This window comes from Paenibacillus sp. VT-400, assembly GCF_001029205.1.
Taxonomy (GTDB): Bacteria; Bacillota; Bacilli; order Paenibacillales; family Paenibacillaceae; genus Paenibacillus; species Paenibacillus amylolyticus.
Genome location: NZ_LELF01000067.1, coordinates 3,964,132 through 3,990,958 on the forward strand (window position 1 = coordinate 3,964,132; position 26,827 = coordinate 3,990,958).

21 protein-coding genes are annotated in these 26,827 nt (G+C 44.0%); 6 read left to right on the forward strand and 15 right to left on the reverse strand.

The annotated features are described in order from the left end of the window. Positions 1 to 51 precede the first annotated feature (51 nt). Positions 52 to 528 (reverse strand): DUF6790 family protein, encoded by a 477-nt coding sequence (locus EL84_RS28050; protein WP_026080959.1) that lies wholly within the window; start codon positions 526 to 528, stop codon positions 52 to 54. Between the two features lie 423 nt (positions 529 to 951). On the opposite strand from EL84_RS28050, the gene EL84_RS28055 reads away from it, so the two are divergent. After that, positions 952 to 1,377 (forward strand): Rrf2 family transcriptional regulator, encoded by a 426-nt coding sequence (locus EL84_RS28055; RefSeq protein WP_047843833.1) that lies wholly within the window; start codon positions 952 to 954, stop codon positions 1,375 to 1,377. A 110-nt stretch (positions 1,378 to 1,487) separates the two neighbouring features. Further along, positions 1,488 to 2,345 (forward strand): SDR family oxidoreductase, encoded by an 858-nt coding sequence (locus tag EL84_RS28060; RefSeq protein WP_047843834.1) that lies wholly within the window; start codon positions 1,488 to 1,490, stop codon positions 2,343 to 2,345. A gap of 188 nt (positions 2,346 to 2,533) precedes the next feature. Here the strand turns inward: EL84_RS28060 and EL84_RS28065 are convergent, their stop codons facing one another. From EL84_RS28065 to rnhA, 7 genes are all read right to left on the reverse strand, one after another. Then, positions 2,534 to 3,073 carry an RNA 2'-phosphotransferase gene (locus EL84_RS28065; protein ID WP_047844448.1) on the reverse strand — a complete coding sequence of 180 codons (540 nt, stop codon included), beginning with the start codon at positions 3,071 to 3,073 and terminating at the stop codon, positions 2,534 to 2,536. A gap of 31 nt (positions 3,074 to 3,104) precedes the next feature. After that, positions 3,105 to 3,545, reverse strand: coding sequence for an Imm48 family immunity protein (gene imm48 / locus EL84_RS28070; protein ID WP_053061631.1), 441 nt, complete (start codon positions 3,543 to 3,545; stop codon positions 3,105 to 3,107). A gap of 132 nt (positions 3,546 to 3,677) precedes the next feature. Next, positions 3,678 to 4,919, reverse strand: coding sequence for a hypothetical protein (locus tag EL84_RS28075; protein WP_047843835.1), 1,242 nt, complete (start codon positions 4,917 to 4,919; stop codon positions 3,678 to 3,680). A gap of 182 nt (positions 4,920 to 5,101) precedes the next feature. Beyond that, positions 5,102 to 10,834 (reverse strand): S8 family serine peptidase, encoded by a 5,733-nt coding sequence (locus tag EL84_RS31000; RefSeq protein WP_053061632.1) that lies wholly within the window; start codon positions 10,832 to 10,834, stop codon positions 5,102 to 5,104. Between the two features lie 554 nt (positions 10,835 to 11,388). Further along, positions 11,389 to 12,378 (reverse strand): serine/threonine protein kinase, encoded by a 990-nt coding sequence (locus EL84_RS28085; RefSeq protein WP_047843836.1) that lies wholly within the window; start codon positions 12,376 to 12,378, stop codon positions 11,389 to 11,391. 299 nt (positions 12,379 to 12,677) lie between these two features. Next, on the reverse strand, positions 12,678 to 13,547 hold the full coding sequence (locus tag EL84_RS28090; protein ID WP_036668513.1) for an alpha/beta fold hydrolase: 870 nt from the start codon (positions 13,545 to 13,547) through the stop codon (positions 12,678 to 12,680). 332 nt (positions 13,548 to 13,879) lie between these two features. Next, positions 13,880 to 14,533: a ribonuclease H gene (rnhA, locus tag EL84_RS28095; RefSeq protein WP_047843837.1), complete on the reverse strand. Its 654-nt coding sequence runs from the start codon at positions 14,531 to 14,533 to the stop codon at positions 13,880 to 13,882. A gap of 154 nt (positions 14,534 to 14,687) precedes the next feature. Here rnhA and EL84_RS28100 point away from each other — a divergent pair, with 154 nt between their 5' ends. Continuing rightward, on the forward strand, positions 14,688 to 15,320 hold the full coding sequence (locus EL84_RS28100) for a DUF421 domain-containing protein (protein WP_047843838.1): 633 nt from the start codon (positions 14,688 to 14,690) through the stop codon (positions 15,318 to 15,320). Between the two features lie 137 nt (positions 15,321 to 15,457). Here the strand turns inward: EL84_RS28100 and EL84_RS28105 are convergent, their stop codons facing one another. Next, entirely contained in the window at positions 15,458 to 16,225 is a 768-nt protein-coding gene (locus EL84_RS28105) for an ABC transporter ATP-binding protein (RefSeq protein WP_047843839.1), read from the reverse strand. Positions 16,226 to 16,227: 2 nt separating this feature from the next. Next, positions 16,228 to 17,304 carry a FecCD family ABC transporter permease gene (locus tag EL84_RS28110; protein ID WP_047844451.1) on the reverse strand — a complete coding sequence of 359 codons (1,077 nt, stop codon included), beginning with the start codon at positions 17,302 to 17,304 and terminating at the stop codon, positions 16,228 to 16,230. 166 nt (positions 17,305 to 17,470) lie between these two features. On the opposite strand from EL84_RS28110, the gene EL84_RS28115 reads away from it, so the two are divergent. Beyond that, positions 17,471 to 18,535: an ABC transporter substrate-binding protein gene (locus EL84_RS28115; RefSeq protein ID WP_053061633.1), complete on the forward strand. Its 1,065-nt coding sequence runs from the start codon at positions 17,471 to 17,473 to the stop codon at positions 18,533 to 18,535. A 220-nt stretch (positions 18,536 to 18,755) separates the two neighbouring features. Next, on the forward strand, positions 18,756 to 19,961 hold the full coding sequence (locus tag EL84_RS28120; RefSeq protein ID WP_047843840.1) for an MFS transporter: 1,206 nt from the start codon (positions 18,756 to 18,758) through the stop codon (positions 19,959 to 19,961). Positions 19,962 to 20,062: 101 nt separating this feature from the next. Here EL84_RS28120 and EL84_RS28125 read toward each other — a convergent pair whose 3' ends face one another. Further along, the gene (locus EL84_RS28125) at positions 20,063 to 20,515 is read right to left on the reverse strand and encodes an Lrp/AsnC family transcriptional regulator (RefSeq protein WP_017687134.1); all 453 of its coding nucleotides are present in this window, start codon (positions 20,513 to 20,515) and stop codon (positions 20,063 to 20,065) included. A 170-nt stretch (positions 20,516 to 20,685) separates the two neighbouring features. On the opposite strand from EL84_RS28125, the gene EL84_RS28130 reads away from it, so the two are divergent. Beyond that, the gene (locus EL84_RS28130) at positions 20,686 to 21,870 is read left to right on the forward strand and encodes a serine hydrolase domain-containing protein (protein ID WP_047843841.1); all 1,185 of its coding nucleotides are present in this window, start codon (positions 20,686 to 20,688) and stop codon (positions 21,868 to 21,870) included. 55 nt (positions 21,871 to 21,925) lie between these two features. Here the strand turns inward: EL84_RS28130 and EL84_RS28135 are convergent, their stop codons facing one another. From EL84_RS28135 to EL84_RS28155, 4 genes are all read right to left on the reverse strand, one after another. Continuing rightward, on the reverse strand, positions 21,926 to 23,287 hold the full coding sequence (locus EL84_RS28135) for an amino acid permease (protein WP_047843842.1): 1,362 nt from the start codon (positions 23,285 to 23,287) through the stop codon (positions 21,926 to 21,928). Between the two features lie 862 nt (positions 23,288 to 24,149). Beyond that, a complete protein-coding gene (sigK, locus tag EL84_RS28145; RefSeq protein WP_047843844.1) occupies positions 24,150 to 24,848 on the reverse strand; it encodes an RNA polymerase sporulation sigma factor SigK in 699 nt (232 codons plus the stop codon). A 130-nt stretch (positions 24,849 to 24,978) separates the two neighbouring features. Further along, positions 24,979 to 25,158 carry a hypothetical protein gene (locus tag EL84_RS28150; protein ID WP_036615241.1) on the reverse strand — a complete coding sequence of 60 codons (180 nt, stop codon included), beginning with the start codon at positions 25,156 to 25,158 and terminating at the stop codon, positions 24,979 to 24,981. Between the two features lie 219 nt (positions 25,159 to 25,377). After that, positions 25,378 to 26,190, reverse strand: coding sequence for an alpha/beta hydrolase (locus EL84_RS28155; protein WP_370511457.1), 813 nt, complete (start codon positions 26,188 to 26,190; stop codon positions 25,378 to 25,380). Between the last annotated feature and the right edge of the window lie 637 nt (positions 26,191 to 26,827).

The window sequence follows — 26,827 nt, forward strand, 5'->3', positions numbered from 1 at the left end:
TCATCGTTTAATTGAGATTCAAGCTGTGTAAGGCAAAAAATCAGTTACAGCTTAGTGCATTACCCAGATTCCACCAGCCAATACGGAGAGCACCGTGATAAACGTTTGATACACCACATCCATAATGAGATTCCCGATACTGTCTCCATCTGCCTTGCGATTTTTAATCATGACATAAGTATGAGACCAAAGACCACTTAATCCGTATATGTACATCGTTACCAATACACCAACCCAAAAGTTCCCCTGGAACCAGATGGCCATAATCCCCATAACTCCAAGCCCTACCTGGGAAAAACCGTATTTAACCTGAAATGGTCCACCAGGCCATCCTAACATTTTGGCTGTCTGATCCGCTCTGGCAATGTTGACAACATAACCAATCACTCCAACCAATCCAAACGTAACCACAAACTGATGAAGCAGCAATACTCTGCTAATCTCGCTCATTTCCCCGGGAAAACCTAACACATATAGGTGTACTCCCCCTGAAATTAGACCTAACAACCATAGAACCAAAAACCACATGCCTGTTCCACTCCCGCCGTTTGTTATTTGGAATCATTTGTAACTAAATGTACAATCTTGTAGTTAAACACATTATATAATCGCTTTTACATTTGTCAATTCATACATAATTTTCTAGTTTGTCGAAGCTTTTGTCATTTTTCTTCTTCTGTACGCAAACAAGAAAACCATATAGTTCCATTTAACTTGAAAATAATAGGAATTTAGCCCTATTATTACATTAAAAGGTTTGAAACCTACTTCTTTTTTAACGCTTCAAAAGAACCACAACTCATTTATTTGACATAGCTGATAGTTCAATTATCATCTGTTTGATCATCTACGATTACAGAACAACAGCAACTATCCATTAAAATATAATATAAAAGAATTGACATCCGATCTCTTTGTAACTATTATAGTTACAACGGTGGTGATTATCCCATGAGACAAATCAGCAGTCGCTTTTCCATTGCGGTGCATACCCTGTCCCTGATCGCTGTTATGCCCAATGAATGCACCGGAGATGTGATCGCGCAGAGTGTGAATACAAATCCCGTGATTATTCGGCGGATTATGTCCAAGCTGAAACAGGCTGGTCTGATTGACGTCAGACCCGGTGTGGGCGGTGCTTCCTTGTTGAAAGATCCGGCGAACATTACCCTTCTTGATGTATATCGAGCGCTTGAGGTCGTGGAGGATGGGGAATTGTTTAACTTTCACAAACATCCGAATCCGAAATGTCCGGTCGGAAACATGATTGAACACACCTTGCGTGCCGAACTCATTGAGGCTCAGACAGCCATGGAACAGCGCTTGAATCGTGTAACCATACAACAGATGATGGATCAGATTCATGTCTCTGAATAAAAAAGCTCATAATGAGCTTTTTTTTAACCCTTTCGTTGTAATCACACCTGTTATAACAATTTTGATTACATCCATATGCAAACAAAACACATATCTAGGAGGAAAAGAAAATGAAAATTTTGGTTACTGGCGCAACAGGTCAATTGGGTTCACTGGTTGTAGAGCCATTGTTAAAAACGGATTCTGCCAAAGGTTTGGCAGTAAGTGTACGTAATCCGGAAAAAGCGGAAGCACTCCGCACTCAAGGGGTTGACGTGCGTCACGGTGATTTCGATCAACCGGAGACGTTGAAGAAAGCTTTTGCCGGTGTAGATCGTCTGTTGCTCATCTCAACTGATGGTGACAATGAAACGCGTATTCGCCAACATCAGGCTGCCATTGACGCTGCCAAGAGCGCAGGTGTGGGATTCATCGCTTATACAAGCGTTGTGAATGCAGAAAAAAATACCCTTTCCCTGGCGGAAGTTCACCGCGCTACAGAAAAAGCTATTCGTGAATCCGGCATTCCGTATTCCTTCCTGCGCAACAACTGGTACCTGGAAAATGAAGCAGGCAGTGTGCAAGCAGCTACGCAAGGTGCACCTTGGGTTCATGCCACCAACAACAGCCAAGTAGGCTGGGCTACCCGCAGTGACTACGCCCATGCTGCAGCAGCTGTACTCGCAGGCGAAGGACATGAGAATACCGTATATGAATTGTCCGGCAAACTACGCACACAAGCTGAACTGGCTGCCATTGTTGGTGAAGTGCTTGGGCAGGAAATCAACGTGCAAAACGTGGACGATGCCGCTTACGCCGACATCATGAAAGGTGCAGGTCTACCAGACTTTGTCGTATCGATGCTTGTTGATATGCAAAGTGCCATCCGTGAAGGCGCATTGGCTGTAGAGAGTGATACTTTAGAGAAATTGCTTGGCCGTCCGGCTCAGCCACTTAGCGAAAGTATTAAAGCAATTGTAGGCAAGTAAGTTTTGAATATGAGAAAGGGACACACCAACAAATGTTGGATGCGTCCCTTTTTTTGGTTTGGTGTAGCTAACGATCAATACAACGATATCCCCGTTGAACGGATGACTGTACACTCAACCCATTCATTGTGACTGCTGTAATTCGAGATAGGTATTTATGTTTTCCACAACAGTTCATCGCTCACTGCTCACTGCTCAACAATATAACGTGCGGGAATGTGATCGGCCAGCCAGATATTTTCGTTTCCATAATAAAAAAGGATTCCGTCTGTGGCCGCTTGAGCAGCATTGATTCTCAAAATGACAGGCTGATCATCCCGTCTTCGTCCCACCTGATTGGCCGTATCGATATCTGCGGACAGATGTACATATTGCCTTTGCCGTGGCTGTAAGCCATGTTCCATAATAGAATGCACTGCGCGTGCCGGGGTCCCATGGTACAGGGTTTCCGGTGGCTCAGCAGATAACTTTGATATCTTATGGGGGGTCGAATGTCCATACAATGCCCGAATGCGGCCAGAACGGATTTCATGTCTCTTTTTCTCCGAGGCTTGAATCATCTGCTCCAGATCAACTTGCGTGACTCCCTTCCACTGCGGACTTTCATGTAAAGCCACCAGCAATTGCGAGATCTCCACCCAACCCTCTTCGTCCAGTTCCAGTTCATACTCCCATGGTGAATGTCGCAGAGCGTATGAGAGTTCCTTGCTTAATTTCATCAGATCCAATGCAATCATCTCCCACATCTAATAAAACCGTCTATTTTTGCGATTGAACCGCGGTTAAAATCTCCTGAATGTTACGTTCCAATCCTTCATCATCTTCCTGATTGAATTGGCGGTGTCCATCAATCCCACGTTGGATAATCGTATTCATCACCGGATGAACCTCACGATCAGAAGCCACCCGAATCAGATCATCGGCAAAATCAACCGCCTGCTGTTCACTGTAATTAAACGGTTTAATCAGCATCCGAATGCTCAAGGCATGGGCCTGCGGCTCCGCCAGCTGATCCCGATGAGTGATGCCATACACCGCGCCAAAACCAAAAGCAGCCATGACCTGACGCTCCAGTTCTGTTGTCTGTTCCAAAGGCGTGCCGATCAGCTCACACATTTTGTCCACCATCTGCTCCAGCTCGTTTGCTGCCGCAGCCAGAATTACGTCATTAATATCGTCAGCGTTGATAAATTCAGTCATATTGGTTTTCTCCATTTCTGCACCGTATTTGATCCATTCTCTCAGACTCTATGAGAACATTGTATCGGAGTTGGGGTGTTCGTTTCAAACCACTCATAGGTCGTCGACACTTCTCTTACTCTTATATTACCCTTATATAAGTGAAGTCGCTTGTGATTCGAAACGATTTTTTGCAAGCCTGAGCGCCTTGTCCTTCTCACCATGATCCATATAATAATGAAACAATATCTCTTCATAACGTTCAGCAAGATACTGGGAACCAAGTTCACGATAATAAGGAAGAATTCGCTCTTCTATCATTTCATAATACGCTTGCTCCTGCCCTTGTAAAATGACAGACTGGAGTTCCAATTCCATATAACTTGCGTCTGAAATAAGTTTAGAATTATGCAAAGCTTCCAAAGACATGTCCAACAGTTTGTTTGCAGGAATGAGGTTCCCTAGCCTATTCGATTCTATGTAATTATTGAGTACCATCAGGTATAACGGTTGTTTCTCCGGAATGATATCAAGCGCTTGCCTGTACCAGTGAGCAGCATCCTCATATTGCTTCCGCCGGTTATATTCATAACCCAGATTGTTCAACAGCTTTGCTTTTCGGTCAGGGAGCCCACAATCATCACTAATTCGAATCAGATTCTCATATCTGCGTTTCGTCTCAGGAAAATCATGATACTCACGGGAATTGAGCTGAACCAGCATAATGGTTTCAGTGTCAATGATCCGCACCATATTGAGCGTTTTCCGAAAATGCTGGATAGCTTTCTCGGCGTAATAGTACGACGTAATGTTCGAATATATCGAGTGATATGCCAGGGACAGATGATAGAAGTACTCATGATTCGTATATTTGGACTGATTAATTGAAGTTAACGTCTGGATGGACTTGCTATAATGTCCTGTAAGGAAATAATAAATCCCCATCACATGGTGATAAAAATAATGTTCATATGAATGCTCCGATTCATCCGGAATCTCAACTTCGGCTATAAGTCTCTCGGCTTCAACGATATTATTCATAAACAAGTAAAATCGGATCTGCAGCAAGTCATAGGATAAACGCAGGTCAGGAATACCTTTTAACGGTTCCACTTCCAACTTGTCTTTGAGACGAATAGCTTCGGCAGTTCTCTGCATAATAATGGACTCTTGCCATGAATCCAGCAGATCATTCATTTGATGATATCTCGCTACTTCCCTTGCCATATCAATACATAGTCGATCACAGAGCATGTCCATAATTTCTTGGGAATACTCTGTCATTCCCCGTTCAATTTTGCTCAGATGTGTGACTGAACAGATTCCTTTCACCAGTTCGCCTTGAGTTCGTTTATTCTTCTCCCGGTAAAATTTAATAATCTTCCCTTCAATCATCACTACACCTCATTTTAATCCATCATTTTATTCCTAATTATAGGGTTCGAATATGGACTCTGCCAGTTATATATTGGAGTCTGATGTACTTGGGAAGAGAATTTTAGAAGCTCACTTAGATAAAAAAACAAAAAAATAAGAGGGCCTCCTAATGCTGGAGGAACCTCTTATCCTTGTACTTCTTATTTCAGCAATGAAAGTAAATTGTGAACCGTTTGGGCCGTTTCGGCACGTGTAGCACTATTTTTCGGTTTGAATTGCCCACCAGTAGAACCGTTCATTACACCAAGCTCGGAAGCTTTTGCCACAGCTTCTTTTGCCCAAGATGCAATGTTTGCTTCATCCGTATAACCGGCAACAGCGGACTGGATATGGTTGGATTGGGATTGATATTCGTATGCTCTCATCATGAGCACTGCCATTTCTTCACGTGAAATAGTTTGGGTCGGAGCAAATTTATCATTCGCTATTCCCTGAACCAGACCTGCTTGATATGCCGCAGCCACGCTGTCTGCATACCAGGCATCCTTACTCACATCACCAAATGGTAATTCGTTACCTTTCACCTCTAAACCAAGGGTTCTCACGATTAAAGCGGCGAATTCGGCACGAGTCGTTTGACCTTGTGGATCAAACGCAGTCTCTGTTTTGCCTGTCAGCACATGTTTCGCCGAAAGAGACTTGATGGCTTCACTTGCCCAATGAGTTGGCGCCACGTCTTCGAAGGATTTATCGTAAGCGAACGGTGCATACGTGCCCATATCAGACAATTGGGAAGTAACGGTACCCTTCTCTTCATCAACGCTCCCACCTGCGTAATCCCATTGATCCGCAGATGAATCTTCATTATACATTCCAATCAGATCGCTGTTTAACCTTCTGTCGTAAAAGAGTGTCAGCGTAACATCTTCAGAAAGCGAGGACAGAGATAATCTCTCACTGGAAACCTGGAGATACAGTTCAACGTCATAAGCAACACCTGCGGTTGTCCATGTGAGACCTTGTTTTGTTTCTGGTGCTTTCACATCTTGTTTCATTATATCCAAAATGATCTTGCCACCAGCAGCACCAGAACCTCCTTTGGTTTGCAGTTCTTTCAATACGCTAGATGGAATGGTGAGTGATAGTACACCTTGCTGAGAAAGTGTGAGTGAATTCGCACCCAACAAATCCCCCGCATTAACAGGCAGCTCAATCTTTTTACCGACTATAATATCCACATTTGCGGTACCGTTTGTCACTGCTTTCAATTCTTTTTCTGTAATGACCTGATTTTGGCTTGGATCTGGGTCTGTGGTTGGTGCAGGTGTTGGGACAGGTGCAGGGGTCGTAGACGATCCGCCGCCACCGTTATTTCCCGAACCGCCCCCATTATTACCAGAACCACCATTGTTCATTTCCTGAATTTTATTGAGGAAGTACCCTAAGTCTTTGTCCCCAATTTGCAAAACAGGCTTCTTGGTAGAATAGTTAGCAGTCATTCCAAAGTTATTCGTAATATAATTCACTTCGGCGTCTCCTACAGAGCCATCCTGGTCAATATCGGCGATTTCATCCGAAGTATGATAATGTTTCGTTACAAGCTCCATGTCATAGATATCGATGACTCCATCCCCATTAATATCTCCTGCATACGTAAAGTCGGACGAGTTCATTTGATTGATGCCATAATATTCGCCATCAATCGTCTTGCTCAGAACCACTGCCAGCTTGGAAGGTAAATGACCCGGAACTCGTGTGTAGATGGTCGTCATTTCTCCTGTTGCCGGAATCCCATCGATAAGGAACTCACCATAATTTTGCACAGTCCCCTCATATTTCTCACCGGAAGCCGTCTCGGCATAAACTTCAATGCCCATTTCCGAATAGTCATTTTCAAAATCCAGATACTCTCCATCGACCATAAAAGCTTCTGGACGTACAAAACCATATGTTCTTGATGATTTGGAGATCACTTCATAACTGTCTGTGTTAAACGCGGTTAATGCCAATTTCTCTTCGTTCTCTTTCATACCAACAGTCGTATATTTCACTTCAAGTAATGGTACGTCGCTTTTCTTAAAATAATATTCATCCTTGGTTACATCAAAGACAACATGGAACAAATCAAGATAACCTGTGATTCCTTCAAAGGACCCACCTGAGATGGATGCCTCAAAGCTGAGTTCTCTTTGGTCCACTACAGGATCACTGAATTTCACTTCGGCACCTGTTGCATCCAGTAATGCCTGCAGTTCAGGCGTGGGTTCAATCCGGTTAAATTGTTTGTAGTCATACATCGATTCCAGAGTAAACGAAATACCGTTCAACTTCTCCACATCGTTCAATTGAATGGTCTGGGTAATGGTATCTCCTTTACGGACTTGGTCTTTGTCATATTTACTGGTCACATAAGGTTTGCCTTCAGAGATAAACCCATAGCGATGGTCCTTAACGGCATTTGCCGCTGTACCCGCATCCAATCCAAAGAGTCGAAGTTCGTAACCATTATCATATTCTTCTTTGGTAATACCAAATGATATGTTTCCATCTTTGGAAACAGACAATTCGCCCGAATAGAAAGGACTGCCATTCTCGTAGAAAATGATACGATTGGAAGATTGATCATACGCAGTGATCCCATTATCAACAAAGGTTTGAACTGTTGAATCGATAGCTGTGCCATCATACCAGACGCCCTGTCCACCTTCCCTTTCCGTGAGCATACTATCATTGAGCTCGTATACGCCAGGCTCTATACCCAAATCAATCTCGGGGGCTGTATTATCCACAACTACCAATGTTTCGTATGAATACTGCTTGGCGTCCGAATCCGTCCCGATGAACTCAAGTGTGTAGCTGCCCTCAGGGACAAATCGCGCAACGTTGGAGATCTCCCCGTTTTCAATCGGAAATGCATAACCTCTAAACACATTCAGCATCAGATATTCCACTCCCGGAAGCATGGACTGCGAATTCAAGGTACCTACAAACCCGATTTCCTCGTTTGTTTCGCGATCCTTCAGTAATACATCCACAGAATCAATGGGACTTCCCAATTGAATAGCACTCAGTGTAATACGATTCAGGAACTGGTGAAATGGAGTATCATTTGTGATGGATGGTGGAATCAATTCCACGGAGTTAATGCCCTTTTCACTAATACGGATGGAGAATGGGATCTGAATATGATCCGCCGCATTTTCCGTATCCAGATATACATATCCTTCATATCGACCACTTGGCGTGTCCTGTGGTATATCCACTGAAACAATCATCTCTTCCGTACTTCCGCCACTTACAGTAATGGATTCTGGAAGATGAACATTTAAGTTCATATCGTTTAACAGCTTCATGGAAGTGTTATATGTTTTGGTACGGTCCCCTTTATTCTCGATCTTAACTGTCCGGCTGTCAGATACGTTTTCCCGGCCGTTTTCTTCCAGATATGCACTATCAAATACGATGGAACCTGTAATTTCATCAATCAGGATGGATTCGTCATTCGAGAAGTGAATCGTTTTATCCTGAACTTTGGCAAATACGGATGTGTGGACTGCCCGGTACGGATCTACTCGGCCTGCACCTACTTCATACACGGAATAATTCCCGTCCAGATCGACAGCCGTATTCATAAGAGCAGTCTTCACATCAAAAGGTGTATATTCTTCATGTGCCTGGAGCATAAGTGCAGCAATACCCGCCATATGCGGGGTTGCCATGGAAGTACCCGAAATTCGTGCATAGGCAATATTATAATTCTCGCCCGTATGATCATTCACAAATACAGGATAGGTTGAAAAAACAGCTACGCCCGGAGCTACGATATCAGGTTTAATATCATCATTCACGGCAGCTGGACCTCGGGAACTGAAATCGGCCAGTTTATTGCCTTCCGTAACGGTTTGGCCTGCTGCGCCAAAGGTGACCGTCACACCGTTCAACTCTTTTAGTTTTTCTCCAAGCTCTCTCATCATTTGGAATGTAGGAATATACCCGTTCATTTCACCCAAATAATTAGGGATTGTTCCTTCAACATTATTATATATAATTGCTGCTGCCGCCCCTGCTTTTCTTGCGTTGACAATCTTGGCATCGAGTGCTATATCTCCCCGAGTGATTAGGGCCACTTTGCCTTGCACATCAATACCTTCAAAATCAAAAGCATTACCAAGCCCTGCATAAACAAGTTCGTAGGTTTTGCCTTCAAGCGTGGTCAGATCGTCAGTAAAATCTTTACCAAACAGAGGTAACACCTCAGTATAAGTTGCAGCAGGTGTTTCTTTCGTTGGTGCTTCTTCTCCTGCTATAGGTGTTTCATCTTCTTCTGCCGGCGCTTCTTCTTCTACTACAGGTGTTTCTTCTGCTGCTGGTGGTGCTTCTGCTTCTGCATCAGGTGCATCTTCTACTGATAGTGGAGTTTCTACATCTGCTGCTGGTGTCTCTTCTCCTGTTGCCGATGCTTCTACATCTGCTGCAGATGGTTCTTCTGCTGTTGGTGGCGCTTCTTCTTCCTCTGCGGGTGCCACTTCTTCCTCTACAGATGTTTCCTCACCCTGAGCAGGTTCTTCTTCTTCCATTACAGGTGTTTCCTCTGTCTCTCCCTCACTTGGATTGTTATACACATCCATAGTCACAGTAGCCGTAGGAAGGGTTAACGGAACATCGGAAGCACCAATCGTAATGGCCAGCGCGCTCGCTCCCGGTGTACCTAAAGTACCTTCATTGGGTCCATCATTACCAGCTGCTACCATACTCACCACGCCTTGCAGCATCGCATTATTCAGTGCGATCGAAGAAGGATCCAGTGGATCATTCGTGGCAGCCCCTAAGGATAGATTGATAACATCAAGTTCATCTTCAATGGCCTTGTCAATTCCGGCAATAATGCCACTCATCTCACCACTTCCACCAGGGCCAAGTACACGGTACACATATAAGTCTACGTCCGGAGCAACACCTTTTACAGCATACCCCACGTCATTTTTGGCCTGCCCAGCGATGGTTCCCGATACGTGTGTTCCATGGGAAGTATAATAATCTTCTGCTAATACACCTTGCTCCTTATAGCCCGAATCTTCCCAATCTTTATAGGTCGTCTCCATCGGGTCAGCATCGTTATCAACAAAGTCCCATCCTTTAACTGTCGTTGGATCTACTTGCTTTGGATCCTCACCCGCATGAGCGCGATACCCTTTATACGCCCCTGTTAAATCTGGATGATTATAATCAATTCCGGTATCCAGTACACCCACTTTGATTCCCTTACCAGTGATGCCCTCTTCATGAAGGTTGTCTATGCCAAGATATGGCACACTATCAGCCATTCGAGGTTGCATTCCGGATGCAGATGCAAATTCACTTGATGTGTCTGTCTCTGGCAGATCAAGTACCACTTCCTGGTCAGCCCATACTTTTTTCACAACCCCGGATTTCATCAAGTCTTCTATGGCTACGCCAGGGACTGTTAACGCAACACCATTTAGTGCGGTTTCATACTCCTGAGTGATTTGGATCGAGGCAGCATCATAAGATAGCCCTCTCTTCTGCTGCAATGACTTAATGTGCTGCTTGAATTGCTGATGATTTTGTTTTACTCTGCTTGCGGCCGTAAGCTCTGACAACTTCTCATTGTTTAATCCAGCCCGTTTCAATGCAACGGCAGCGGGTTCGCTTTTGAATTGGATGATCACTTGGACCAAATCGTTACTTTTGGTATTCACCTTGGGGTCGATAACTTCACCATCCATGACTTGAAGCTGGTTCAAAGCTTGTCTTTCTTCTGGCGTGAGTGATTGTAGAATAGACTTAACGCTTTCACTCTGCTGTAGAGGACCATAAGAGGGCGCCGCGTAAGCAGGTAAGGAGAACATAGAAGACAACATGACTCCTGCTGCTAATAAACCGGATAACCATCGGGTTGATTTTCGTTTCATTTCATACCTCCTGCGATTTACGATCAGATTAGGCTTATCGTATTCCGCAGCGTAGGGGATGTAAATTGGGGTAATTGAGTATGTTAATAGATGAATCAGTTTGTTACCCTTCGGAAAAGTTTACATATAAATAGACCGAATTATCTAATTTAGTGACTTTATTTAACAAATTCAGGATTCTATTCTTTTATTCACAACTTAAACTGATAAACAAGTTTCTTTAGACCTAAAATCACTTTCGAAAATGAAGAGTTTTTTCAAAAATAAATTACTTTTTTTGTTATTTTTTGATTGGATTCAATTTAAAATCTTTATAAAAAACGCAAAAAAGCTCACACAATTGTTCTAAACAGAACGAGGCATGTGAGCTTTTTTAACGTATATCTCGAATGGATGACATTGGTAAACGATGATGTATTCTATAAACTATAAAAGAAACAAGCCAGTTCGCCCCATATGTACGGGTAAGAACTGGCTTGTTTCTATTTTACACCTATTTAACGGTTATGCTTTCATTTAAGCGTATCTACTTTAGTAACATAGGTCATGACTGCTTACGCCGTCTCATGTTGCTTTTTCGACTCCACTTCATAGACCTGCGTATGTTCATTCTCGGCTAAAGACCATTCCACTGTACCTGGCTTGCGCACTTTCCATACCCAGGCTTGAACTCGCAGCGAGCTTCTGACCCAAGCTAAGGAAGCACAGCGTTTCTCAGAACGAACCGTCAACCCCCAATGAATAACACGAGCGAGCCAAGGATTCACATACTCATTATGTGAGCGAACAGATGGCAATTCATCCTGGAACAACCGCTGTTTCACGTCCATAGGAGGTTGCCCGCATGTCCAATAATGGAGCAGAGCTGCCAAACTATAGATGTCCGACATCGGTCCTTGACTGGATTTCTCCGAATAAAACTCTAGCGGAGAATAACCTGCCGATGTAAATATCACCTGTTTCTCTCCAGATTGCATCGGCCAACGGGTAGCTGAGCCAAAGTCCAGAAGTTTGGGTGTACCATCCTCCATAACCATAATGTTGGAAGGTTTCACATCCCGGTGAAGAATGCCTTGCTTATGTATGTAATCCAATGTATCCACCAGTGGAAGCAGCGTCTCCGTTATGAAGGCAGCATCAAGAGCATGATTATGTTCATTCAAATACTCGGTCAATGTGATTCCCGTGCAGTATTCCATAACCAGATACCCCGTACCATTCGCTTCAAAATGATCCAAATACGATACAATATGAGGATGATCCAGTTTCGATAATAGTTCACCTTCGAGCAGAAATGCAGCCAGTAACTCCTGATATTGCCCACCGTATCCTCGTGAAGAGCAGAACACCCCTCGCTTGTCTGCCTGCCGTTCAGCCATTCTCTGTGGAAAAAATTCCTTAATGGCTACTTTGGCACCTGTATTACGATCTCGCCCTGCATATACAATAGCCAACTCACTGCTGGCTAATACCTGCCTTACCTGATATGTATCATTTATAATCACATTGCGCTGCAATGCCATTTTGCAATTGTCTTTTCTCATAACAGACCTCTTTTCAACCTTGTCGATCGGAAGACTTTCCGCGTAAATGCATCACTTGGTTTAACCAGTCAGCAATTCATCGCCAACTATACATATAAACCAAATGATGCAATTTGAAACACCTTAACGCGAAATATTTAAATATTAATGATATCAAGCCTTCTGCGATATACTGCTAATCCCTATCCACACTACTCTATAGAAGAAAAGCATTCTCTTATATAGAGTATCGACAGATGGATGTAATTACTTTATTAAACTGGAGAATAACATTTCTCATCCTTCATTTACAGCTTTTATTAATAATTATTCTGTAAAAAACGCCCGATTTCCTCGTTCATCTGAACCAATACGTCCTGTGAAGGAAAATGTCCTGTATCATACTTGATGGCTTCTACATTCGTAATAATCTTTTGAGCTCGCTCAATACACTTATCCGCTGGGAAAAAGACATCCTTCTCCCCCACCAATAACAAGGTTGGTGACGTGTAGTTCACCAGTTCTTCCCGCTCCGTAAGCTTGGGCAGATCCTGATCTATGCTGACGTATTTAAAAAGTTTGCCGATAATGTTTTTATCCATTTCTTTCATGCAGTTGCATGACATGTTGTCCGTAATTTTTTGCAAAGAAGATGGTGAAGACGTCATACGATACTTGACGAGTGGCAGCGTGATATCCTGAGCTGTTTTAATTTTGGAATTGACCGCAAGACCCGCAGGAGCAACCAATACGGCACACGAGATGCGTTCCGGAATATAGGTAGCCAGTCTGAGGATAATGCCTCCTCCAAACGATGGACCGATAAATGCACTCTTTTCAATATCATAGTGATCTAACAGATCCGATACCCATAATGCCAAGCTATCAAACCGTGTCGAAATACTCGCTTCCTCACTATAACCAGGATGACCAATCGTATCAGGAGCTATAATCCGGTATTCTTTAAATAAAGAAGAGAACCATGACAATGTCATCGGATTCACACAATTACCGCCCTGGAGAATAAATAACGGCTTACCATCTAGAGGACCCGTCAGTAAAACATGCGTCTTTCCAAAACGCGTCTCTACATACTCCCGAGTAAATTTCTCACCCAACTCGTTCAAATAAATCTCATACTCTTCAAGTATGCTGCTCTTGCCTTCTTCACTTCTATAAATGGAACTCATGTCTGCCTCCTGCAATATATACTCAAATACCCCATTCTATTGAATGGACTTGCTAATCAGTGGACCAAAAAGATAAAGAGGGCCTGCAGATGACAGGCTCCTCCATATGTTTAACTAATCATATTCAGATGATTATAGAGCGGAAACTGGAAATTGTAAATAACGATTCTAATAGACCAGAAATAAAGGAGGCATCCTTTGGAAAAATCAATTTCATAACTCACTAAAAATGGATTTTTGTAACTAGATATAGACAAATTAAACCGCATTTATCTATATCTAGCCTTGATTGAAGCAGCGAAAGGTATTATGAAATTGATACGGAAAAATTCCTACTTCCGGCCGTAATCTGCCTTGATTTCGCCCCACTGTTTGGTCTGCCATTTTAGCACTTTATTGCTGTACGTATTCGTCTGGAGCCACTGCTCCGCACGATCAATCATCAGCCAGATCTCTTCCGTGGAGTTGTCCCGTGCTAATGTCGTGGCTACTTTTTTCTGCTTTAGCCATTTCATGGCATTGACCGAGTCGGTATACACCGTTTTGGTACTGCCTTCTTTTTTCAGATGTGCAAGGGCATGTACAATGGCCAAAAATTCGCCCAGATTGTTCGTGCCTTTGGAGATCGGTCCGACGGAGAAAATAACCTCACCGGTGCGGGTGTCTACTCCTTTGTATTCTACAGGTCCGGGGTTACCACGTGTGCCCACATCAACAGAGACGCTGTCGTAATCCACTTCCTCTGACGTTTCCATGCCAGCACTTCTTCCGCTACCAGCCGACTTTGTCTTCGACGCTCCGCCTGCACTTGAACCCCAGTTCCCTTTCCAGCCAGCACGATACGCTTCTTCTGCGGCTGTTTTGGACTCATAGGATTTATATTTTGCTCCAGTATAATGATCCGTCTGCGCTTTGCAATCTGCCCATGTGTTATACACACCCGGCTTCTTGCCTTCCCAGACAACATAATATTTCTGTTTTGCCACTGTAACCCGCTCCTTTGTTCACTTCATCAATACCCTATTGTAAACGATCTGGTGGGCGGAATGAAAGCTATGGATTTGGCCATCTGCATAATTCCTCCAACTCCAGAACAGTCTAAGAAACAAAGCGCATACTGGAATAGAAAGGAATATACGTATGGACTGGATATGGAAATCTGTTTTACTTGTACTTATCGGCATGATTCTGCTGCGAATTGCAGGACGCAAGTCGATCTCACAGATGAGTGTCGCCACAACGGTCATCATGATCTCCATCGGAACAACGATTGTACAACCCATCGCAAATCATGAGCTTGGCAAAGCGATTGGATCAGCATCGGTATTCATTTTGACATTGCTTGTAGTGGAACAACTGCAATTGAAATTTAATATTTTTGAACGGTTAATGAGTGGCAGTTCCAAAATCGTGGTAGAGGACGGAAAGGTCATTATAGCGAATCTGAAACGTATGCGTTATACGATGGATCAGCTTGAGATGCATATGCGACAGCACGGAATTACAAGTGTAGATGATCTGGAGACGGCGACGGTGGAACCCAATGGTCAACTTGGTTATGTCCTGAAACGACATGCTCGTTCCGTAACGATTGGAGATCTGGAAGAGATCCTACGAAGTTATGCAATTACAGGCAGTAGTCCAGCAACGGGAGAACACCCACAACAAGACAACAGCAACAATTCTTCAACGCATAGCGATAATTCCTCAGATATTTTCCAAGAAGTCAGTAAAGGTGCTCATGTTCATCCCGTTGATCCTAAGCTTCAATAGATGCGTCCTCCCCTCTAAAAAAAGACCGCACCTATGAGCTCTTATCAACATCGCTCCAACAGGTACGGTCTATGTTCACTTCAATTGATTATTTCGAAAGATTTCTCCACGTCATCCAAACAAAGATATAGTCCCAATCAACGTGTACTCAGGTAAGCAATGCCTAAGCCGCCCGTAACTGGATTTGTATAGATTTCACAATCGACATCAAATACCTCACCAATCATCTCGCGAGTCAGAATATCAGCCGGTTTGCCATGGACCACAATCTGGCCCTTTTTCACCACATAGAGATAATCGCAATATTCTGCCGCGAGTTCGAGATCATGCAGCGCTGCCAATATGCCAATGCCGAGTCCACGGACAATATTTAGAATCTGAAGCTGGTATTTGATGTCCAGATGGTTCGTCGGCTCGTCCAGGATCAGGAATTGGGGTTGCTGTGCCAAGACACGTGCCAAGACCACACGCTGTTTCTCTCCACCAGACAGAGACACGTAATTGCGGTCTGCATGTCCAGTCAGATGTACTTTTTCCAAAGCCTGCTCGACGATTTCGTGATCCCGTTCATTATCCGTCTCCAGCATTTTTTTGTGTGGGGTACGGCCCATCATGACCATCTCGCGTACTGTAAAATCAAAACTCAATTCATTAAACTGGCCAACAACGCCCATGTGTCTGGATACAAGCTTTGGACTGGATTTGAGAATATCGGTATTGTCCAGAAAAACCTTACCTTGCTGCGGTTTGATCACTTTATAAATGCTCTTGAGCAGCGTTGACTTGCCACAACCATTGGGTCCGATCAGTCCGACGAACTGTTTACCGTTCACCTGTAATGAAATATCTTTGATGATGTCCGTGTTCAGCACAGAGATGGATACATTTTCTACGTTCAGCTTCATGTTTAATTTCCTCCAAAACCGTAGCCTTTTTTGACCAGCATATACATAAACATTGGTGCGCCAATCATGGCCGTAATAATACCGATTGGCAACTCCACGCTGGATATGAGGGATCGTGCAATAACATCCGTCCAGATGAGGAAAATAGCTCCAAACAGCACGGATACAGGCATCACCTTACGATGGTCGGAACCCACGAGACCTCTGACGATATGCGGAATAATGAGGCCGACAAAACCAATCATGCCACAGCTCGCCACCATAACGCCTGTCACCAAAGCGGTTAACAGCATGTACACCCTGCGGTACACACTCAGATTAATGCCCAGCGTAACCGCTGCTTCATCCCCCAATAACATCGTATTAAGAACTCTGGACTGTAAAAGGAAGAATAGAATCGCCACCAGCACGACGATACCCACGAGTGGAAGCTTGTTCCATCCGGAAGCCGCCAGGCTGCCCATGGTCCAGAACGTCACCGTTTTGATGCCATCAGCATTGTTGGCAAAATAAATAATAAAGTTCGAAAAAGCGCTGCATAACGCGTTAATCACCATTCCCGCAAGCACCAGCTTGACCGACGTCATTTTCCCCCGAATCCCTGCCAAAGTCAGGACCAGTAATGACGCACCCATCGCACCGGCAAAGGCCCAGAAAGCCACCCCCGTCTGACCTAGCCACCCAATCGCACCGAATCCAATAAGAATTGCAAAGGTTGCTCCAAGTGAAGCGCCTGAGGATATACCCAGTATGTAAGGATCAGCGAGCGGATTCTGCACAGCAGCCTGCATAACAGCACCGCACAAGGCCAAGCCTGCACCGATAAACATCGCCATCAGCACACGCGGGAAACGAATCTGCCAAATGATATCGGTAAAGGAACCTGCCTCAATGGGTGTTGTCCCCCACTGAAATCCCGTTAATTTGTATAAAAGAATACGATATGACTCCACCAGCGGGATACGAACCTGTCCAATGGAAACTGCAATACCTACGGATATAAGCGTAATCATGATTAAAGCTGCAATCAGTAAAGCAAACCCGGATTTACTATGAATCAGAGACTCTCTTTTCCCCATACGCTGTGTCTGAACCTGAACCGTCTGTGCCATCTCTTCCCCCATCAATTCGCGTAAAATGTAGAACAAATTAAATTTAGCTATTTACAACTTGTTTTCTCGGATTATAATTGAGAATGATTATCTTTGTCAATTTAAAACACATAGAAAAGGGGTTCATCATTTAATGAAATTCACATCCAGAACCATTGGCATCGCTGCTCTAAGTCTCCTGTTACTGCTGCTTGCAGCCTGTTCGAACGCTTCAACTTCTTCCCCTGCCGAAGAAACAACTTCAACTACTAACACGACAGAAACTTCAGCTCCTGCTGAGAATACAAATAAAACGACGTACCCGCTCACCATTGAGAATTTCACGATCTCGGGTGAGGGCGGCGAGTGGAAACCCAAAGTGCAAGTATTCGATAAAGCACCTGAACGTGTTGTTGCGAATACCCAATCTGCGGCTGAGATGCTCATCAAATTAGGTCTGACCGATAAAATGGTCGGTGTTGCTGCTCTATACGGTTCCGTTACACCCGATGTGGCTGATGATTTCGCCAAAATTCCGGTATTGTCCAAGGATTATGTAGGTAAAGAGCTGGTTGTAGGCGCAAGCCCGGATCTGGTACTCGGACGGGGCGACCTTTTCGCTGATGCAGACTGGGGCGTGGGTACCGTCGATGGATTGAATGACATGAATATCCGCACGTTTCTGCAAACGACGAATCACAAAGGCACACTCGAAACCCTCTATAGCGATATTGCACAACTTGGAAAGATCTTCGACGTTCAGGATAATGCCGCAACATTCACCGAAAGTCTGAAGACTCGTGTTGAAGCTATTAAGGCAAGTGTAGCCGATCAGCCTGAGCATAGTTTTGCCTATATCGTACCCGCTACGGAAGACACCATTACGGTAAGCAGCATGCAAAATGATACGTATCAGCTTGATGCACTTGGCCTGTTGAGGCTGAAAAATACGTTTGATGGTGTGCAAGGTGAGGTAAGTGTTGAGCAACTGATCACAGCGAACCCGGACTACCTGCTCTTGTCCGCGTATGCCGGTTCACCGGATATCGATAAGCTGATTCAAAATCTGTATGCCAACCCTGCCCTGCAAAGTATGAACGCAATCAAAAACAAACAGATCTATGTCACAGATTTCAGCCAGTTCTGGGGTTATGGATATCAAATTCTGGACGGTATTGAGAAAATGGGACAGGAAATGAAAGCTAATCCGATGAAGTAATGACTTGAGCCAATGAGCAGGAGAAGACATTCTCCCTGCTCATTTTTTCAGTCCACTTTAGAACATACTAAATTAACGGATAAACTCACAAATTAAATTAAAAATCATGTTAAAACGTCCTTCTTACCTTTAATCCTGTATGCAAAAGTTTGATTTTTTCAGATAAGCTTATATGCATAGTTCTGGATAGGATTAAAATATAAGAAATGAGGTTTTATTCATGACCGCTCACACATCCCTCCCAAACCAAGGGGAGATTCCTTCCATATCTTCAAAACGCCTTCCGTGGGCTGGGCTTCTTGCATTAGCCATGGCGGGATTTATTTGCATCCTCACCGAAAGCCTGCCTGCGGGACTGCTGCCGCAAATTGCAAAAGACTTGGGGATCACAGAAGCCCTCACCGGACAATTGGTGACTCTTTATGCCATTGGATCACTTGTTGCTGCCATTCCCTTGACTGCTGCTACACGCGGATGGAGACGCCGACCTCTACTGTTAGTATGCATTAGTGGTTTTCTTGTCTTTAACACCGTTACCGCCTTATCTTCGGATTATATCCTGACACTTGCTGCTCGTTTCATGGCGGGAGTCTCTGCGGGTGTGTTATGGGGAATGACAGCAGGTTATGCTCGTCGGATGGTCCCGGATTCGTTAAAAGGTAAAGCCATGGCCGTGGCTATGATCGGCACACCGGTAGCATTAGCCCTGGGTGTTCCAATCGGTAGTTTTCTCAGTTCTTATGTCGGCTGGCGCCTCATCTTCGGAATAGTATCTCTTCTAACCGTAGCTTTAATCGTATGGGTTCTCTGGAGAATGCCGGATTTTGCCGGAGAGCCAGCTGGTGAACGTCTTCCGCTGCATAAGGTGTTTTTAATTCCGGGAGTTAGGCCTATTCTGTTTGTTGTTCTGGCCTGGATGCTTGCCCATAACATTCTATATACCTATATTTCTCCCTACCTTGCCCAGACCGTATTTGCTAACAGAGTCGACTTGATTTTGCTCATTTTCGGTTTTACTTCCATTGTTGGAATTTGGTTAACCGGCATGCTCATTGACCGATTTTTGAGGAGATTGGTTATCATTAGCTTGGCATCATTCGCTCTGGCCTCTGTCGTGATGGGAATCGCTACTCATCAACCTGTGATTATTATCCTTGGCATCATGATCTGGGGACTTACGTTTGGCGGAGCCGCGACACTGTTACAGACTGCCATCGCTCAAGCCGGAGGCAAAAGCACAGATGTCGCTCAATCGATGCTGGTTACAGCATGGAATCTGGCGATTGGCGGAGGAGGCATCATCGGGGGCATCCTTCTTGAAGTATTTGGAGCAGGATACCTTTCTGGGGTGCTGTTTATCTTGCTCATTCCTGCGTTGCTTGTAGCTATGCGGGCTTATAGATATGGATTTACCAGAGCAAATTAACAGGAAGGCATTTTGCATGAGTTACACGCAGGAGGAAAGAGGAGTTCACTTGATGTGGACTCCTTTTCTGTTTTTCATTTTATAGTTTTATAGACTGCGGTTTATTCTGCCTGTGCCAACAGATTTGGTCCTTCCACGAGATTCTTATGTGCAATTGGAGAAGACATTGTGATTAAAGTCATATAAGTACCGTACGGATCACACTTGTTCTGAAACTCCTCGAGTCCCTGAATGGTATCTGTGAGGATTTTTAGCAAGTAATTGTACTCCCCGCTTATCCGATAACATTCCACAACTTCAGGTGATGCACGACAGAAATCCAGGAAAGGATAACAATCCCGGGTACGAAAAAGAACATAGGCAGTGCTTTGCTTGCCCAATTTGGAGGGGGAGATTACGGTTCGATATTCCTCGATAATTCCCTTTTCTTCCATTCGTTTGACTCGTTCAGTAACGGCGGGCTGAGATAATCCCACCAATTTGCCTAGTTCGGTCATGGATAATCTCGCCTGATTCTCCAAGTGATACAGAATATGCTGATCTATTTCGTCCATGTGATCCACTCCTTTAAATACATAAGATATATTCAGAAATTACCTTAAGTATATTCGAAAATTCATTATAATGCCTTTAACAAACCATGTATTACAAGATCAATCATTTATATAATAAACACAGTTATCACGAGAAATCAAATACATCAGTTGGTGAGAGGAAGATAAGCATGGGAAAAAAAGACATGACGACATTGCATACTTATGTGGATGAAGCCATTGACCGCGCTCTAAGCGAAAAAAGAATCGTAGGAACAGTTGTACAAGTTGCTTTAAGAGGGGAACTGATATACAGCCGGGCTGCTGGTTTCGCGGACAGGGAGCAAAAACGCACCATGTCGGAAAACGCTCTGTTTCGACTTGCTTCCGTAACCAAACCTATTGTCTCGACAGCAGCTCTGGCATTAATCTCACAAGGAAAGCTGAGTCTGCATGATCCGGTGACACGCTGGCTTCCTGCATTCCGGCCCAAACTTGCCAATGGTCAGGACGCTTTAATATCAGTACATCAGTTGATGACACACACCGCAGGCTTGACATACCGTTTCTTCCAAGAAGATCAGGGAACCTATGAGCTTGCAGGAGTATCGGACGGAATGGATTGGTCTGAAATTAGTCTGGAGGAGAATCTGCAAAGGCTGGCTTCTGCTCCTCTTCTGTATGAGCCTGGAAACATGTGGAGATATTCCATTGCGACAGATGTACTTGGTGCTGTTATCGAAAAGGTAACTGGGATGTCACTACGAGAAGCTGTTCAAATGCTGGTTACTCATCCACTCCACATGTCCGACACTGACTTTGTTGCGGTGGATTCGGAACGATTGACAGCCGCATATGCTAATGGTTCTGAAGAACCACGTCTCCTTCATAAGGAGTTGGAGCAGATTCCTTTTATTGAGGGTACTGCTGGCTTCCGACTGGCACCCAATCGTGCGAATCATACTTCTGCTTACTTATCGGGCGGAGCAGGTATGGTTGGAAGTACCGGAGATTTCCTTACCTTACTTGAAGCATTGCGACAAGGAGGACAGCCTCTCCTTACAGAAGCCGTTGCGGCTGAGATGTCTACAAATCAAATCGGTGATCTCGTGATGCCATACTGGCCAGGCAGAGGGTTTGGCCTTGGTTTTACCGTACTTAAAGATCCTGTCGCAGCCGGTACACCGGAATCCCCGGGTACGTGGCAGATGGGTGGAACTTACGGTCATTCCTGGTTTGTTGATCCAAAAGAAGAACTTAGTGTTGCAGCATTCACCAACACGGCACTTGAAGGGATGTCGGGCCAGTATACCACCGATATCTGTGGTGCAATCTACGCAGGCATTCGTGAAGGCAAAGAGGCTGCAAGAATATAAATACGAATAACCGCCCAATATCATTGGGCGGCTTTATTTGGCAAGGATGGTAAGGTTACTGTCTGTTATTACTCAAATTTTTCTTTTTAAAAAGGTAGATCCCCGCAACAAGAATAAACCACACTGGCGTGACAAAAAGTGCCACACGCGTATCTTCGGCCAATGCCAATACCACCAGCACAAATGCCAGAAAAGCCAAAATTAAATAGTTCGAAAACGGATATAGTGGCAGTTTGAAGCGGCTACGACTCGCCAGTTCCGGCTGAGTACGACGATATCTGAGATGACAGATCACCATGATGCCCCAGACAAAGATGAAACACACGGTCGACACGCTCGTGATCAGCGTAAATACGCCTTCTGGCATGATATAGTTCAGCAGAATCGCGATCAAAATAACAATCGTGGAGAAAAACAGCGCGTTGGAAGGAACCTTCCTGTTATTCAGTCGTGCAAACGATTCGGGTGCGTTGTGATCCTTTGCCATGGAGAACACCATACGACTTGTACTGAAAATGGCACTGTTACACGCTGACGCTGCGGACGTCAGTACCACGAAATTCACAATGCCGGCGGCAGCTGCAATACCCACAGCGGCAAACACTTGTACAAACGGACTTTCAGTAGGCACAATGGCGTTCCACGGGTAAATACTCATAATAATCAACAGTGCGCCAACATAGAAGAGCAGTACCCGGATCGGAATCTGGTTAATTGCTCTCGGAATAACCTTCTCCGGGTTCTCCGTCTCCCCCGCTGTCAGTCCCACCAGTTCCATGCCTACAAAGGCGAATACCACCATCTGGAACGATATGATGAACCCATGCAGTCCATTCGGAAACCATCCCCCATGACTCCACAGATTGGTGAAGCTCGCTGGACCCTGATCCGTCGTAAAACCTTTGAAGATCATATATAAACCAACAACAATGAGTGCCAGAATAGCCACGACCTTAATCAGGGCAAACCAGAATTCCATCTCCCCAAACAACTTGACCGTTGCCAAGTTCATGATTAATAAAATGACTAACGCTATTAACCCTGGCATCCACTGAGGTACATTTGGAAACCAAAACTGTGTATACAATCCAACGGCCGTAATATCAGCCATGGCAATGGAGATCCAGCAGAACCAATAGGTCCAGCCTGTAATAAATGCCGCCATATTTCCCAGGTAATCACGCACAAAATCGACAAAGGAATGATACTGCAAGTTGCTTAACAGCAGCTCCCCCAATGCACGCATGATCAGGAACAATACAACACCCGTAATAATGTAGGCCAGCAAGATGGATGGCCCTGTCAGCTGAATCGTTTTGCCTGCCCCGAGAAACAGACCTGTACCGATCGCACCTCCGATCGCCATCAACTGTACGTGCCTGTTCTTTAATCCCCTTGTTAACGTTTCTTGCTGCATGATCAACCACCACTCTCTTTCTGCAAATGCTCTCTACGATGCAAAATATTATTACTCATCATATAATAATCTGCCCAGAATACATATCCTCTTTTATATATTTTTTTGCACAGCAAAGAGGTCACCTTTGTAAAAGGTAACCTCTTCATATGCTCCTATTTCATGCCCTTGGCTTTTATTAATCTTAAGTTGCATCCGATCCATACTATCATCAGCCTATGTACATTCCTTTGTTATTCTCATACCACGTCATGCTGATAATACATATCTATAGAAGTATTTTAAAATATAAGCCAAGCATAGAGCGGCAACAACTAAAAAGGTAATTGCTAATGAACGTTCGTTTTTCCAAATTCGAATAGCATTAGCAACATTAATTATGAATAATGCAAGCAAGTTAATGGTACCCGAGTTTGATTGAAACGAGTTGAACACGATCATCATAAATCCTACAATCCAGATTAACAAAAACCACAGTGGAGTTTTCTGAAAAAGCTGCTTCATTATGATTTACTCCTTATATATTAAATTGGTCTGTGTACAAGATATTCTTCAACGGGAATGGAAATTCCTTTATTTAGGTCATAACCCCAAATAATTAATACTATTTAGATCCAGTTTTAAGTATCTTCACAGTAAAAAGGGCTCCTGATAAAGGCGCCCTCTGGTCTGTTAATCTATTCCTTTTTCTTTTCCAATCTGTTTTGAGGATATCAATTAGTGTAATTTCATTGCCCTCTTTGTCCGTGCCATTTTCAGAGAGCGCAGTGTATCAAATTTTCGATCTTAATGCATCTCCCTACAAATGCGGAAGGTTCAGAAAGCACCATCTTTTTAACGAAAAGCGCTATCTATCCAACAACTACTTTTGCTTATAAAACTCATGATACAATTTCATTAACGCTCGTTTCTCAATCCGTGATACATAAGAACGTGAGATGCCCAGTTCCTTCGCAATTTCGCGTTGAGTTCGTTCCTCCCCGCCTGCTTCCAGGCCAAATCGACCGATCACTACTTCCTTCTCCCGATCATCCAGAATGTCGAGATTACGATAAATTTTGCTTTTTTCAATCTTCAGCTGCACTTTATCTACAACGTCGTCGGCTTCTGTTCCGAGGATATCGATCAGCGTAATTTCGTTGCCTTCTTTGTCCGTACCAATGGGGTCGTGCAAGGATACGTCTTTGCGTGTTTTCTTCAGGGAACGCAAATGCATAAGTATCTCGTTTTCAATACATCTCGCCGCAAATGTGGCAAGCTTCGTACCTTTGCCTTGTTGAAAGCTTTCGATGGCTTTGATCAAACCAATGGTTCCGATGGAAATCAGGTCTTCCTGATCTTCACCCGTATTGTCGAACTTCTTGACGATATGCGCGACGAGGCGCAGATTGTGTTCAATGAGCAGATTGCGAGAGTGAGCATTGCCTTCAGCCATAAGGCGCAAATGTTTGGCTTCATCACCCTCAGCCAGTGGCTGGGGGAACGCATTATTTTTGACATACGAGACGAGTAACGTTAACTCTTTAATGAATAGAGCAATTGCGGTAAACAATCCGGGCACAGATGACACCTCCTGCAGTTTTACAACGATCTGGCCTGAGCACATGTGGGAACAGGGTCGATCTATTGTATGTAGGCAGTGGCCCAGAAGTGCACGTACACTTGAAAAAGGGGATGATCTTGCGAAGATTTCACAGACTCACAGAAACTATGGAGCCCACCCGCTGAAGCAGGAGAAATTCTTTTTCCACACTTTCGATAAAATACTTCTTTTCACCAAATAGGACAACATCATTCTGGGCTAATGAAACATCGCTTTTAAAATAAATCACATTGTCCGTTTCCCGGAATGCACCTTTGTAATAGAACATCCTATTTCTCTCCTTCATGTATCTACCTATGTAATTAACTACCCGCTCCATGTGGATCTGCTTCCTTTATGCTAACATATTCTCTCTCACTCATCATGTCATATTCGCACACTAACCAACATAAAGCCCCAGCTCTGTGCAGAACAGAACTGAGGCTACATATCGATATGAATTCCTGTTTCTCCTGTCGATTGCTTCAAGAAGCTAATTCAAATTAAATTATTTGAAGATTCGTTGTGAGAACTGATACAGGCCGCTGTTCCAGACAGATGGTTCGTGTCCACCTACATCCAGATAAAAGGTATGCGGAATATTCATGCTGCTCAAGCCGTTTTTGAAGTTCTGGCTGACCCATAACAGACCGTCACTTGATCCACAGGAGATCCACAACAATTTGAGTTGGCTGGCTACTTGTCCCGGGTTGGAAACCAGCTGTGATACAGATTGCGTATTCGGTGCAGCCGAGAAGGCCCCTACCCAAGCGAAGGTATTCAGATTTTTCAATCCGAAGTTAAGCGACTGCCCACCACCCATGGACAGACCGGCCAACGCACGGCTATTCTTGTCTTTGTATACCGGATAATTGGCCTCGATATGAGGAATCAGATCCTTGAGCAGGTCTTGCTCAAACCGTTCAAACGCAGCCACTTTGTCCGGAGCAAAAATGTCACCGACTGGACGGTCGTCCTTCATGGCACGGCCATTCGGCATGACAACGATCATCTGGGACAGCTTGCCTTCCGAATACAGGTTGTCCAAAATGTTCTTGGGTTTCATTGCATTGACCCACTCATGCTCATCCCCGCCGATGCCGTGCAGGAGATACAAGACGTTATACTTTTTATTCGGAGAATATCCTGGCGGTGTATACACGGTCGCTTTCCGTGTATTGCCCACCGTTGTGGAGTAATAGGATATCAGATTGGTATTTCCGTGCGGAATATTGTTTCGATAGCCATCAAAACCCGGTGGTGCAGGCACCACCGGAGTGTTAGCCAGCGCATTGTTTGCGTCATTTCCGGATACATTCATAGATTCATACGCTGTGTTCTGAGCACCAACCTCGCTGGAATCCGTAGCAAAAGCCATTGTTGGGGCAATCATGGCAACGATCATCGAAAGACTTAAAAGGATTGTAATACGTTTTTTCATCTCAATTTCTCCTCTCAATTTTGTCAAACTTAAGTATGCGTTTCTCGAAGTTTCACTGGATTACGCTTGATGCTGAAGTTCAACTTTTTTCTAACGCGGTGAAGCAAGCTTCCTCTCAATCCAATATTGAAAGCCCTTACAACAAACGAGTTAGATCACCTCCCTTCCCTTCAGAAAAACACTGAAACATGTAGATTCCACTCTGTTTTTCCGACATAGAATTACTTATATAGTATATTTAAACTTATTTATCCATTTTTTGCAACAATATTTTCATTTCTAGCGATTCAATTCAATGATCTTATAGCATCAGAGTTTTTCTTCTTTCTTTTTTATTCTCGAATCATAATTAAAAATTGTAAAATACTGTTGTTAAATTGAATATTTTACCTTATTATAGCTTCCATAGGGGGGGTGTCTATGAACAATTTCAATAGATTCATAGTATTTTTCTTCTGAGATATGCTTACGCAAAAGTTTCAACGTTTCGGCTACCAATATCTTTTGCAACTACTTT